At 66.0% G+C, this 13,151-nt stretch carries 13 protein-coding genes and 1 pseudogene; 11 read left to right on the forward strand and 3 right to left on the reverse strand.

The features are described from left to right. Positions 1–2,036, forward strand: a pseudogene (locus LXM94_RS23705) (DUF3971 domain-containing protein); the annotation flags it as partial. 67 nt (positions 2,037–2,103) lie between these two features. On the opposite strand, the gene tyrS reads toward LXM94_RS23705, so the two are convergent. Then, entirely contained in the window at positions 2,104–3,357 is a 1,254-nt protein-coding gene (tyrS, locus tag LXM94_RS23710; protein ID WP_235774027.1) for a tyrosine--tRNA ligase, read from the reverse strand. 103 nt (positions 3,358–3,460) lie between these two features. Here tyrS and LXM94_RS23715 point away from each other — a divergent pair, with 103 nt between their 5' ends. Next, entirely contained in the window at positions 3,461–4,594 is a 1,134-nt protein-coding gene (locus LXM94_RS23715; RefSeq protein ID WP_235774029.1) for an anhydro-N-acetylmuramic acid kinase, read from the forward strand. On the opposite strand, the gene LXM94_RS26335 is transcribed toward LXM94_RS23715, so the two are convergent. Both LXM94_RS26335 and LXM94_RS23720 read right to left on the reverse strand, forming a co-directional pair. Further along, the gene (locus tag LXM94_RS26335) at positions 4,483–4,890 is read right to left on the reverse strand and encodes a type II toxin-antitoxin system VapC family toxin (protein ID WP_408015692.1); all 408 of its coding nucleotides are present in this window, start codon (positions 4,888–4,890) and stop codon (positions 4,483–4,485) included. The genes LXM94_RS23715 and LXM94_RS26335 overlap by 112 nt on opposite strands. Then, positions 4,818–5,495, reverse strand: coding sequence for an alpha/beta hydrolase (locus tag LXM94_RS23720; RefSeq protein WP_235774031.1), 678 nt, complete (start codon positions 5,493–5,495; stop codon positions 4,818–4,820). The genes LXM94_RS26335 and LXM94_RS23720 overlap by 73 nt, the downstream gene beginning before the upstream one ends. A 215-nt stretch (positions 5,496–5,710) precedes the next feature. Between LXM94_RS23720 and LXM94_RS23725 the strand changes: the two genes are divergently transcribed. From LXM94_RS23725 to LXM94_RS26340, 9 genes are all read left to right on the forward strand, one after another. Beyond that, complete coding sequence (locus LXM94_RS23725; RefSeq protein ID WP_235774033.1) at positions 5,711–6,880, forward strand: cysteine desulfurase family protein; 1,170 nt, start codon at positions 5,711–5,713, stop codon at positions 6,878–6,880. 140 nt (positions 6,881–7,020) lie between these two features. Beyond that, positions 7,021–8,490 carry a Fe-S cluster assembly protein SufB gene (gene sufB / locus LXM94_RS23730; protein WP_235774035.1) on the forward strand — a complete coding sequence of 490 codons (1,470 nt, stop codon included), beginning with the start codon at positions 7,021–7,023 and terminating at the stop codon, positions 8,488–8,490. Further along, positions 8,490–8,714, forward strand: coding sequence for a hypothetical protein (locus LXM94_RS23735; RefSeq protein ID WP_235774037.1), 225 nt, complete (start codon positions 8,490–8,492; stop codon positions 8,712–8,714). Before sufB ends, LXM94_RS23735 begins: the two co-directional genes overlap by 1 nt. Positions 8,715–8,766: 52 nt before the next feature. Beyond that, complete coding sequence (gene sufC, locus LXM94_RS23740; RefSeq protein ID WP_235774039.1) at positions 8,767–9,522, forward strand: Fe-S cluster assembly ATPase SufC; 756 nt, start codon at positions 8,767–8,769, stop codon at positions 9,520–9,522. 24 nt (positions 9,523–9,546) lie between these two features. Further along, positions 9,547–10,821 carry a Fe-S cluster assembly protein SufD gene (sufD, locus tag LXM94_RS23745; RefSeq protein ID WP_235774041.1) on the forward strand — a complete coding sequence of 425 codons (1,275 nt, stop codon included), beginning with the start codon at positions 9,547–9,549 and terminating at the stop codon, positions 10,819–10,821. A 1-nt stretch (position 10,822) separates the two neighbouring features. Continuing rightward, entirely contained in the window at positions 10,823–12,064 is a 1,242-nt protein-coding gene (locus tag LXM94_RS23750) for a cysteine desulfurase (RefSeq protein WP_235774042.1), read from the forward strand. A 10-nt stretch (positions 12,065–12,074) separates the two neighbouring features. After that, entirely contained in the window at positions 12,075–12,455 is a 381-nt protein-coding gene (locus tag LXM94_RS23755) for an SUF system Fe-S cluster assembly protein (RefSeq protein ID WP_235774044.1), read from the forward strand. A gap of 97 nt (positions 12,456–12,552) precedes the next feature. After that, positions 12,553–12,945, forward strand: coding sequence for a Fe-S cluster assembly scaffold SufA (gene sufA, locus LXM94_RS23760; RefSeq protein ID WP_235774046.1), 393 nt, complete (start codon positions 12,553–12,555; stop codon positions 12,943–12,945). Between the two features lie 83 nt (positions 12,946–13,028). Further along, positions 13,029–13,151 (forward strand): PAS domain-containing protein (locus LXM94_RS26340; RefSeq protein WP_408015693.1); only part of this gene is annotated, 123 nt, incomplete at its 3' end.

Raw genomic sequence — 13,151 nt, forward strand, 5'->3', positions numbered from 1 at the left:
TTGCGATGGTGGGCGAAGACCTCGAATCGGCGACCGTCAAGCAGCTCTGGCCGTTCTGGATGGCCAAGAAGGCCCGCCAGTGGGTCATCGCCAACATCTTCGGCGGCAGGGTCAGCAATGGCCGCATCGAGGTCTTCATTCCCGCCGGCCGCCTGCCGAAGCCGGGAGACAAGCTCGAGCTTGTCGGCGATGAGCTGAAGATCTCCTTCGACATCGCCGGTGCGCGCATGAACGTCGCCGGCGACATCCCGCCGTTGCGTGACACGTCCGGGCGCTTCTCGCTGCACGGGGAGCGGGCCGACATCGAGATCGCGGCCGGAACCGCCTACTTTCCCTCGGGCCGCACGGTGCGCCTCGACGGCGGCAAGGTGGTTCTGCCGAACACCTATGCCAAGCCGCTGATGGCGGAGCTCGACCTCAATCTGGCCGGCGCCGCGGACGCGATCGGCGAACTGGCGACCTATCGGCCGATCGAAGCGCTGCAGAAGACCGGTTTCGCACCCGGCGATTTTTCCGGCGAGATCACGGCGAAGGTCAGGGCCGTCATCGGACTCATCCGCGATCACGATCCGCCGCCGCCGCAGTGGAGCGCCGAACTCGCCCTGAAGCACGTCGGCATCGGCAAGCCCTTCGCGGGCCGGTCGGTCGGCGCGTTGACGGGCAGGCTCGCGGTCGTTCCCACCGAGGCGCGGCTTGACGCGGCGGGCGAGGTGGACGGCGTGCCGCTGACGATCGCGCTCGTGGAACCGATCGGCCCGACATCCGGCCGGCAACGCGACCTGAAGCTCTCCGGCACGCTGGACGATGCGGCGCGCGACAAGGTGATGCCGGGCCTCGACGGGCTGCTTGCCGGCCCCGTCGGCTTCGAAATGGAGATGGTGGGCACCGGCAACCAGAAGATCACCGCCGACCTCGACCGCGCGACGGTGTCGGTGCCCTGGCTCGGCTGGAGCAAGGGGCGCGACATTGCCGCGAAAGCGCGCTTCGAGCTGGAGACCGCGGCAGGCGTCGCACGGCTGAAAGGCTTCGATTTCGGCGGCGACGGTTTTTCCGTGCGCGGTGAAATGGTGTTCGATGGCCAGACGCTCCGGTCGGCAAGCTTCGACCGCGTGCGGCTCTCCGCGCAGGACGACCTGCAGCTGACCGTCGAGCGCGGCGACGGCGGCTATCGGATCCGGGCGCGCGGCGACCTCGCCGACGTGCGCCCGGTGATCGGGCGGCTCAAGGAGCCCGCCTCGGGCGGCGGCGCGACCGGTGACCGGACCGCCGTCACGCTCGACGCAAAGCTCGGGCAGGTGACCGGCTTCAACGGCGAGACGCTTTCCAACGTCGAAATGGCCTATTCGGCCGTCGGCAGCGACGTCAACGCCATCCAGCTTTCCGCCGTCACCGCGAGCGGCCAGGCGATGGTCGCCAACATGGTGAAGGGCCGGAAAGGCGCCGACAATATCGAACTGACGAGCGGCGACGCCGGCGCCGTCGCGCGCTTCGCCGACCTTTACAACCACATGCAGGGCGGGCTCCTGAATGTACGGCTGCGTCCCGTCCAGGACGGCGGCTGGCGCGGATCGATCGACATCCGCAAGTTCGCGCTCGTCAACGAGGAGAAGCTGCGGTCGATCGTCTCGACCCCGGTCGACAGCAATGGCCGCAGCCTCAATCAGGCGGTCCGGCGCGACATCGATACGAGCTCGGTGCGATTCGACCGGGGCTTTGCCCGCATAAGGGCCGTCAACGGCAAACTGGACATTGAAAACGGCGTGGTGCGCGGCGACACGGTCGGCGCCACCTTCCAGGGCACCCTCCGCGATGCGGCCGGCCGCATGGACATGACGGGCACCTTCATGCCCGCCTACGGTCTCAACCGCCTCTTCGCCGAACTGCCGCTGATCGGCGCGATCCTTGGCAACGGCCGCGACCGCGGCCTGCTCGGCATCACCTTCAAGCTGACGGGGCCGTTCGAGAAGCCGAACCTGGCGATCAACCCGCTGTCGATCATCGCGCCCGGCGTCTTCCGCAACATCTTCGAGTTCTGACGGCCCGAAACGACGAAAGCCGCGGGCGGACCGCGGCTTTCGTCGTTGTGCTCGCTGCGTCGCCGGCTCAGACCGGCCGCACGAGCACGTGTTTCTTCTTGCCGAGCGAGAGCTTGACGACGCCCTCCGGCGTCAGGCTCGCCGCATCGACCGTCATGCGGTCGTCGGCGACCGGCTGGTCGTTGATCCTGACGGCGCCGCCCTGCACGTGACGGCGGGCCTCGCCGTTGGACGCGGTCAGGCCCGCCTTGACGAAGAGGGCGAGCAGGCCGATGCCCGCGTCGAGTTCGGCCTTCGGCAGGCTGATCGACGGCAGGTTCTCGGCGAGCGCGCCTTCCTCGAAGGTTTTTCGCGCGGTCTCGGCGGCTTGCTCGGCATTGTCGCGGCCGTGCAGCATGGCGGTGATCTCGGTCGCGAGGATCTTCTTGACCTCGTTGATCTCCGAGCCGCCGAGCGCCGACAGCCTTGCGATCTCGTCCATCGGCAGCGTCGTGTAGAGCTTGAGGAAGCGCGGGACGTCCGCATCCTCGGTGTTGCGCCAGTACTGCCAGAAGTCGTAGGCCGACAGCATGTCCGGGTTCAGCCACACCGCGCCCGACAGCGACTTGCCCATCTTGGCGCCCGACGCCGTCGTCAGGAGCGGCGAGGTCAGCGCGTAGAGCTGCGGCGTGCCCATGCGGTGGCCGAGGTCGATGCCGTTGACGATGTTGCCCCACTGGTCCGAGCCGCCCATCTGGAGACGCACGTCGTGGCGCTTGTTGAGTTCGACGAAGTCGTAGGCCTGCAGGATCATGTAGTTGAATTCGAGGAAGGACAGCGACTGCTCGCGCTCGAGCCGCATCTTGACGCTGTCGAAGGACAGCATGCGGTTGACCGAGAAATGCCGGCCGACGTCGCGCAGGAATTCGAGATAGTTGATGCCGAGCAGCCAGTCGGCATTGTTGATCATCCGCGCGTCCTTCGGGCCCTCGCCATAGGCGAGATAGTTGGAGAACACCTTCTTGATGCCGGCGATGTTGGCGTCGATCGTCTCCGGCGTCATCAGCTGGCGCGCCTCGTCCTTGAAGGACGGGTCGCCCACCATGCCGGTGCCGCCGCCCATCAGCGAGACCGGACGATGGCCGGTCTGCTGCAGCCAGTGCAGCATCATGATCTGGATCAGGCCGCCCGCATGCAGGCTCGGCGCCGTCGGGTCGAAGCCGATATAGGCGGTCACGGTTTCCTTGCAGAGGAGATCGTCGAGGCCGGTTTCATCGGAAATCTGGTGGATGAAGCCGCGCTCGGAGAGCGTGCGAAGGAAATCTGACTTGAATTCGGACATGACCTGTTTCTCTTGGCAGGATTGAGTGCGTTCGGTGCGGCGGTGCTCTAGCACTGTTTTGCCGCGCATGCACCTGTTTGCTGCGCGTTCGATGGAGGCGACCATGCACGAAGTCCTGACGGCGATCGGCCTGATGAGCGGCACCAGCCTCGACGGCGTCGACGTCGCCCTGCTGCGCACCGATGGCGCGGGCCGCGTCGAACGGGGACCTGCGTCGGGCCTGTCCTACGATCCGGCCTTCCGCCGCCGCCTGCAGGGCGCGCTGGACACGGCGAAGACGATCGCCAGGCGCACGGAGCGCCCCGGCGACCTGGCGGAGATCGAGACGGAGCTGACGCTGCGTCATGCCCGCGCGGTGCGGGAATTCCTGGAGAAGAACCATATGGTACCCGGAGACGTCGATGTCCTCGGCTTCCACGGCCAGACGGTGCTGCACCGGCCGGACCGGGCGCTGACCGTGCAGCTCGGCGACGGCGACCTGCTGGCGCGGGAGACCGGCATTAACGTCGTCTGGGACATGCGGGCCAACGACATGGTTCAGGGCGGTCAGGGCGCGCCGCTGATCCCCGTCTATCACGCGGCGCTCGCGCGCAACCTGCCGGAGGACTTCGCCGCGCCGGTCGTCTTCGTCAATATCGGCGGCATCTCGAACCTCACCTTCATCGGCACCGGCGGGGCGATCGTCGCCTTCGACAGCGGCCCCGGCAACACGCTGATCGACCAGTGGGTGGAGGCGCATGCCGGCATTCCCTATGACCAGGGCGGCATGATCGCCAGCGAGGGGCGCGTTCTCGCCGGTCTTGCGGAACGGTATCTCGAAAGCCCGTTTTTCACCGCATCGGCGCGCCGCTCGCTCGACCGCAACGACTTCATTCCGCCCGCGGGCGGCGAGGCGGGCCTGGAGGACGGCGCCCGCACGCTCGCCCATGTCACGGCCGCCGCGATCCTCAAATCCGCCGGCCACCTGCCGGAGCCGCCGGCAACCTATGTGATCTGCGGCGGCGGCAGGCTGAACCGGGTCGTCATGCAGGACCTTGCCGACATGGCGGCGGCGCAGGGTGCGCGCGTCGTTTCGGCGGAGGCGGCGGGCCTCGACGGCGACAGCATGGAGGCGGAGGCCTGGGCCTATCTCGCCGTGCGCTCCCGCGCCGGCCTGCCGCTCAGCTTTCCGGGCACGACCGGCGTGCGCGAGGCGGTGACGGGCGGGATGTTTGCGGAAGCGCCGTCAGGCACTTGAGGTTCGGGAACGCGCGAAAGGCGCAGGGCGCGTTCTTCGGTGTCGAATCGTGTTCGCGAAAACGGTTTGGCCCGTAAAAGGACGTCGCGGCATTCAAGAAGGAGCGCGGTTCCCATGACCGGCGGCAGCGCGCCGGTCAGACAGGCCTCGATAACCCTCGCGGACGGCTCCTTGCCGATACAGGCGCCGACGAGGGCGGTCGTATCGGCAATGACTGAATGGATTACCGGATGCGCTTCGCCGCCGGTTCCGGCACGAGTTCGCCGGCGAGGCGGCGGTCGAGATAGTCCTCGCATTCGGCCATCAGCGTCTCGACCTGGCTGTTGAAGAAGTGGTTGGCGCCGGCCACCGTGCGGTGGGTGATCAGGATGCCCTTCTGCGCCTTCAGCTTGTCGACGAGGCCGTTGACGTCCTTTTCCGGCGCCACCTTGTCGGCGTCGCCGTTGATGATGAGGCCGGAGGACGGGCAGGGGGCGAGGAACGAGAAGTCGTAGATGTTCGGCTGCGGCGCGATCGAGAGAAAACCCTCGATTTCCGGCCGGCGCATCAGCAGCTGCATGCCGATCCAGGCGCCGAAGGAATAGCCGGCGACCCAGCAGCTCTTCGAATCCGGATGCAGGCTCTGCACCCAGTCGAGCGCGGAGGCCGCGTCCGAAAGCTCGCCGGTTCCGTGGTCGAATTCGCCCTGGCTGCGCCCGATGCCGCGGAAATTGAACCGGAGCGTCGTGAACCCGCGCTTCTGGAACATGTAGAAGAGCTGGTAGACGATCTGATTGTTCATCGTGCCGCCGAACTGCGGATGCGGATGCAGGATGATCGCGATCGGCGCATTCTTCTGCTTGGACGGCTGGTAGCGGCCCTCAAGGCGACCGGCGGGTCCATTGAAGATGATTTCGGGCATTCTCACTCCGGCATGTTTTCGGCCCAAAATCCGATTCTTGCGCACTGGATGTCTTGACGAAACCAGTCAGCTTTTCTAGAACCTAGTTTAGAACCATTCGAAACTGGATGCGCGCAATCGGCGCTGCGAGTTTCGTCTCATACGGCAAGCCCGGCGACGATTTCAAGAAAAATGCACCCGGGGCTGTCGCAGGCAGGATTGGACGGTTGAATTCGATGTCCCGACCGGAACGGACCTATCTCGACTGGAACGCCACGGCGCCGCTCAATCCGGCGGCGCGCGCGGCCGCCGTCGCGGCTTTCGACCTCGTCGGCAATCCGTCCTCGGTGCACGGCGAGGGGCGTGCCGCCCGGGCGCTCGTCGAGGGCGCGCGCCGTGCCGTCGCCGTGCTTGCCGGCGCCGATGCCGCGCATGTCGTCTTCACCAGCGGCGCGACGGAGGCCGCCAATCTCGTGCTGACGCCCGTCTTCCGGATGGGCAAGGCGCCGCTTGCGATCGGCCGGCTCTATGTCTCGGCGATCGAGCATCCGGCGCTGCGCGAGGGCGGGCGTTTTCCCCGCGACGCCGTGACCGAAATCCCGGTGACGCCGGCGGGCGTCGTCGATCTCGCCGCACTCGAGCGGCTTCTCGCCGCGCATGACGCCGCGACCGGCCTGCCGATGGTCGCCGTCATGCTGGCGAACAACGAGACGGGCATCGTCCAGCCGGTGCGCGAGGCCGCCGGGATCGTGCATCGCCACCGCGGCCTGATGGTCGTCGATGCGGTTCAGGGTGCCGGACGCCTGCCGCTGTCGATTGCGGCGCTGGATGCGGATTTCCTCATCCTGTCCTCGCACAAGCTCGGCGGACCCAAGGGCGCCGGCGCGCTCGTCGCGCGCGGCGAGGTGCTGATGCCGGCACCGCTGGTGCATGGCGGCGGCCAGGAGAAGGGCCATCGCTCCGGCACGGAAAACGTGGCGGCGCTCGCCGGCTTCAGTGCTGCGGCGCAGGCCGCGCTCGACGGGTTCGACGCACGCAATGCCCGCGTCGCTGCGCTGCGCGATCGCCTGGAAGCGCAAATGCGGGAGGTCGCGCCGGATGTGATCGTCCATGGCCGCGACGGCCCGCGGCTTGCCAATACCAGCTTCTTCAGCCTGCCGGGGCTGAAATCGGAGACGGGACAGATCGCCTTCGACCTGGAAGGCATCGCGCTGTCGGCCGGGTCCGCCTGCTCCTCGGGCAAGGTCGGCGCCAGCCACGTGCTGACGGCCATGGGCTTCGACGCGGCGCTCGGGGGCCTGCGCGTGTCGCTCGGCGAGACGACCTCGGAGGAGGACGTGCAGCGGTTTCTCGCCGCCTTCGAACGCGTCGCCGGACGGCGGCGGATCGGCGAGGCGGCGGCCTGACCGGAAAACTGCGAAAACACAAGTTTTCGCTTGCCAAAAGGTGGGAAAAGCCCCTTCTGGCGCCTACATAACCGGCGGGAGGTCCCGCCAGACGTTGACAAGCTGCCGGAACCTTAAATCCGGCAAGATTGGAGAACGAGATGCCTGCGGTGCAGGAAACGATCGACCAGGTCCGCCAGATCGACGTGGATCAGTACAAATACGGTTTCGAGACGACGATCGAGATGGACAAGGCCCCGAAGGGCCTGTCCGAGGACATCATCCGCTTCATCTCGGCCAAGAAGGACGAGCCGGAGTGGATGCTCGAATGGCGCCTCGAGGCCTATCGCCGCTGGCTGACGCTCGAGGAGCCGACCTGGGCGCGCGTCGACTACCCGAAGATCGAATTCAACGAACTGTATTACTACGCCGCGCCGAAGAGCCAGTCCGGCCCGAAGTCGCTCGACGAGGTCGATCCCGAAATTCTCAAGACCTATGAGAAGCTCGGCATCCCGCTGCGCGAGCAGGAAATCCTCGCCGGCGTCCAGTCGTCGAAGATCGCCGTCGATGCCGTCTTCGATTCCGTCTCGGTCATCACCACCTTCAAGGAGGAGCTGAAGAAGGCCGGCGTGATCTTCATGTCGATCTCGGAAGCCGTTCGCGAGCATCCGGACCTCGTCAGGAAGTATCTCGGCACCGTCGTCCCGACCACGGACAACTACTATGCCACGCTGAACTCGGCGGTCTTCACCGACGGATCCTTCGTCTTCGTGCCGAAGGGCGTCCGCTGCCCGATGGAACTGTCGACCTATTTCCGCATCAACGAGAAGAACACCGGCCAGTTCGAGCGCACGCTGATCATCGCCGAGGAGGGGGCCTATGTCTCCTATCTCGAGGGCTGCACGGCGCCGCAGCGCGACGAGAACCAGCTGCATGCCGCCGTCGTCGAGCTCGTCGCGCTCGACGATGCCGAGATCAAGTATTCGACGGTGCAGAACTGGTATCCGGGCGACAAGGACGGCAAGGGCGGCATCTACAACTTCGTCACCAAGCGCGGCGATTGCCGGGGCAAGAACGCCAAGATCTCCTGGACGCAGGTCGAAACCGGTTCGGCGATCACCTGGAAATACCCGTCCTGCATCCTGCGCGGCGACGGTTCGCGCGGCGAGTTCTACTCGATCGCGGTGTCGAACGGCCACCAGCAGATCGACAGTGGCACCAAGATGATCCATCTCGGCAAGAACACGTCGAGCCGCATCATCTCCAAGGGCATTGCCGCCGGTGTGTCGCAGAACACCTATCGTGGCCAGGTCTCCACGCACCGCAAGGCGGAGAATGCCCGCAACTTCACCCAGTGCGATTCGCTGCTGATCGGCGACCGGTGCGGCGCGCATACCGTGCCCTATATCGAGGCGAGGAATTCGACGGCGCAGTTCGAGCACGAGGCGACGACGTCGAAGATCTCCGAGGACCAGCTGTTCTACTGCATGCAGCGCGGCATTCCCGAAGAGGCGGCTATCGCGCTCATCGTTAACGGCTTCGTCAAGGAAGTCATCCAGGAACTGCCGATGGAATTCGCTGTCGAGGCGCAGAAGCTGATCAACATCTCGCTCGAGGGCAGTGTGGGGTAATGAACGAGAAGGTCGAGAGCCTGATCCTGGAACATCTCCGGGGCATGCGGGCCGACATGGCCTCCATGACGGAGGAGATGACGGGCATGCGGGCGGAGATGCCGATCATCCGCCAGCACATGGCCGGACTGATGGCCGCCCAGACCTTGCACGACGGCGAAATCGCCGGGCTGAAGGTGTCCGCCCTCGACCGTATTGAGAAACGCCTGGAGCTGGCCGAATAGGTCTGATCCGAAGAGGAACATGGGTCTCCGCCGAGACACGAAGGAAACGAACATGCTTGAAATCAAGAACCTGCACGCACGCATCGCCGAGGACGGCACCGAGATCATCCGCGGGCTGAACCTCACCGTGAAGGCCGGCGAGGTCGCCGCCATCATGGGGCCGAACGGCTCCGGCAAGTCGACGCTGTCCTACATCCTGTCGGGGCGCGAGGACTACGAGGTCACCGAGGGCGACATCCTCTACGACGGCGAGAGCATCCTCGAACTCGACCCGTCCGAGCGTGCCGCCAGGGGCATCTTCCTCGCCTTCCAGTATCCGGTCGAAATCCCGGGCGTCGCCACGATGCAGTTCCTCAAGGTCGCGATGAACGAGCAGCGCAAGGCGCGCGGCGAGGACGAACTGACGACGCCGGACTTCATGCGCCGAGTCAAGGAAGCCGCAGAAGAGCTTAAGATCGCTCCGGAAATGCTGCGCCGGCCGCTGAATGTCGGCTTTTCCGGCGGTGAGAAGAAGCGCGCCGAGATCCTGCAGATGTCGTTGCTCGAGCCGAAGCTCTGCGTGCTCGACGAGACGGATTCCGGCCTCGACATCGACGCGCTGAAGATCGTCGCCGACGGCGTCAACGCGCTGCGCTCGCCCGACCGCGCCGTCATCGTCATCACGCACTACCAGCGCCTGCTCGACTATATCGTGCCGGACACGGTCCATGTGCTCTACCGGGGCCAGGTCATCAAGTCCGGCGACAAGACGCTGGCGCATGATCTCGAAGCAAACGGCTACGCCGACATCATCGGCGCCGCCGCCTGATGCATCGATAGGGAGACGACCTCCATGAATATGCAAGCAGGCATCCGGACGTCCGCTGCCGAAGCCGCGCTCGCCGAGGCCTATGACCAGCAGATCGGCGAACTGCCGGGCAACGGCGAGGTGATCGCCGCGCGCGACCGGCTCCTGACGGACCTCAAGTCCTTCGGGCTGCCGACCCGCCGCGTCGAATCCTGGCACTATACCGACCTGAAGGCGCTGCTGCGCGCCGTGCCGCCGGTCGACCCGGCTGCCGCCGCCGCGATGGTTGCGCCGGTCGTCGCCGGCTCCACGGTGTTGTCCATCCTGAACGGCAAGGCCCAGCCGGCATCCGCGCCGGACGGCGTCACGGTCGGCGCCTTCGCCGAGGCGCTGGGCGACGGCTCGGCGGCCGAAGCCCTCGTGGCGCGCGGATCGGACGACGCGATCGGCCGCGTCAACGGGGCTTTCGTGCGCGACGGTCTCGTTGTCCGAATTGCCGCCGGGACGGTGCTCGCCGAACCGCTGGAATTCCAGGTGCTGCAGAATGCCGGCCAGACGCACAGCCGCTCGCAGGTCTCCTTCGGCGCGAAGAGCGCCGCGACCGTCGTCGAGCGCTACGAGACGGCCGGCGACAGGCAGGGCTTCGTCAGCGCCGTCACCGCCGTGACGCTTGGCGACGGTGCGGACGTGACCTGGATCATCTTCCAGGGTCAGGGCGCCGAGGACACGCATCTCGGCCAGATTTCCATCGATCTCGGCGCCGACGCCAGGCTGAAGCTCTATGTCATCAATGCCGGCGGCAAGCTGGTGCGGCAGGAGATCCATGTCGCGGTGGTCGGCGAGGGGGCGGAATTCACCCTGCGCGGCATCAACCTGCTGGGCGGCGACACGCATACCGACGTGACCTTCACGGTCGGCCACGACGTGCCGAACACCGCCTCGACCGAAGTCATCCGCAACGTCGTCTTCGACCGCGCGCGCGGCGTCTTCCAAGGCCAGATCCGGGTCGCGCCCGATGCGCAGAAGACCGATGCGAAGATGTCGTGCAACACGCTGCTCTTGTCGGACGAGGCCGAGTTTTCGGCCAAGCCCGAGCTCGAGATCTTCGCCGACGACGTGCAGTGCGGCCATGGCGCGACGGTGATCGACATCGACCACACGCAGCTCTTCTACCTGATGGCCCGCGGCATTCCGGAGAGCAAGGCACGCGCCATGCTGGTCAACGCCTTCGTTGCCGAGATCGTCGAGGAACTGGAGGACGAGCCGCTCGTCGAGGCGCTGGAAGGCGTCATCGGCGCCTGGCTGGAAAGGCATGCCTGACATGGACGCGAAGACACCGGCAGCCGGCTACGACATCGAAGCGATCCGTAGGGATTTTCCGATCCTTTCGCGCGAGGTCTATGGCAAGCCGCTGGTCTATCTCGACAACGGCGCCTCGGCGCAGAAGCCGCAGCAGGTGATCGACGCGGTGGCGCATGCCTATGCGAACGAATATGCCAACGTGCATCGCGGCCTGCATTTCCTGTCGAACGCCGCTACCGACGCCTATGAGGCGGCGCGCGACAAGGTGCGCCGGTTCCTCAATGCGCCGTCCGTCGACGAGATCGTCTTCACCAAGTCCTCCACCGAGGCGATCAACACGGTCGCCTACGGCTACGGCATGCCGACGATCGGCGAGGGCGACGAGATCGTGCTGTCGATCATGGAGCACCACTCCAATATCGTGCCGTGGCACTTCATCCGCGAACGGCAGGGCGCCAGGCTCGTCTGGGCGCCGGTCGACGACGAGGGTGCCTTCCACGTCGAGGACTTCGTCAAGTGCCTGACGGAGCGCACCAAGCTGATCGCGATCACCCACATGTCGAATGCGCTCGGCACGATCGTTCCGGTCAAGGAGATCTGCCGCATCGCCCGCGAGCGCGGCATCCCGGTACTGGTCGACGGCTCGCAGGGCGCCGTGCACATGCCGGTCGACGTGCAGGACATCGACTGCGACTGGTACGTCATGACCGGCCACAAGCTCTACGGTCCCTCGGGCATCGGCGTGCTCTACGGCAAGGCCGAGCGGCTGCGCGAGATGCGGCCGTTCCAGGGCGGCGGCGAGATGATCTTCGAGGTCACCGAGGACCTGGTGACCTACAACGATCCGCCGCACCGTTTCGAGGCCGGTACGCCGCCGATCGTGCAGGCGATCGGGCTCGGCTATGCGCTCGACTACATGGAGACGCTCGGACGCGCGGCGATCGCCCGCCACGAGGCGGATCTTGCCGCCTATGCCCACGAGCGCCTGTCGTCGATCAATTCGCTGCGCATCTTCGGCACGGCACCCGGCAAGGGCTCGATCTTCTCCTTCGAACTCGAGGGCATCCATGCCCATGACATCTCGATGGTCATCGACCGGGCGGGCGTCGCGGTGCGCGCCGGCACCCATTGCGCCCAGCCGCTCTTGAAACGCTTCGGCGTCACCTCCACATGCCGGGCATCCTTCGGCCTCTACAACACCCGCGCCGAGGTCGATATCCTGGCCGACGCGCTCGACCACGCCCGCAAGTTCTTCGCCTGAGGAGAAAGCCATGTCCGCCGACGCCACCGCAGAAAAGATCGATGCCCGCGACGGCATCGTCAATTCGGCCATCCCCGCCGAGGAACTGGCACGTCTTTCCGACGACATCATCTCCGCGCTGAAGACCGTCTACGATCCGGAAATCCCGGCCGACATCTTCGAACTCGGCCTGATCTACAAGATCGACATCGAGGACGACCGGATGGTGAAGATCGACATGACGCTGACGGCGCCCGGCTGCCCGGTGGCGGGCGAGATGCCGGGCTGGGTCGAGAATGCCGTCGGCGCCGTCGAGGGTGTCTCGGGCGTCGAGGTCAAGATGACCTTCGATCCGCCGTGGACGCCGGACCGCATGTCGGAAGAGGCGCAGGTCGCCGTCGGCTGGTACTGACACGGCGCGACTTGCATTGAAGCGTTAACCGCCCGACACTACATTGGAATCATGAACCGCCGGGCCTTGAACCCGGTCGGCGAAGGAGAATCGGCCGATGGGCTTTGCAGTCATGACACTGACCGACGCGGCGGCAGACCGCGTCAAGGCGATCGTCGACAATGCCGGCGGCGAGGCCAGGGGTATCCGCGTCGGCATCAAGAAGGGCGGCTGCGCCGGCATGGAATATGCCATCGATCTCGTCACCGAACCGAATGCCAAGGACGATCTCGTGGAGCATGCCGGCGCCCGTGTCTGGGTCGCGCCGGAGGCCGTGCTCTATCTTTTGGGCACGCAGATGGATTTCGAGGTGACGACGTTGCGCTCCGGCTTCACCTTCCACAATCCGAACCAGACGTCGGCCTGCGGCTGCGGCGAATCGGTCGAACTGAAGCCCGCCGATCTCGCGGCGCTGGCGGCGCGCGGCGATGCGACCGTGCGTGTCGAATAAATTAGATTTACGTCACTTGCCCGTTTCCCAGGCCCGCGATTTCTGGTCTTATGCGGCGATGTTCCGCTGGGCATTGTCGAGACATGGCGTTCTTCAAGGATCACGTCGTTGCTGCGCTCTATGACGACTTTCCCCATCCGGTCTTCCTGATCGACGCGGCCAAACGGATCGAGGCGGCCAATCGCGCGGCCGTCGACCTGTTCGGC

This window comes from Rhizobium alarense (assembly GCF_021555155.1).
Taxonomy (GTDB): Bacteria; Pseudomonadota; Alphaproteobacteria; order Rhizobiales; family Rhizobiaceae; genus Rhizobium_D; species Rhizobium_D alarense.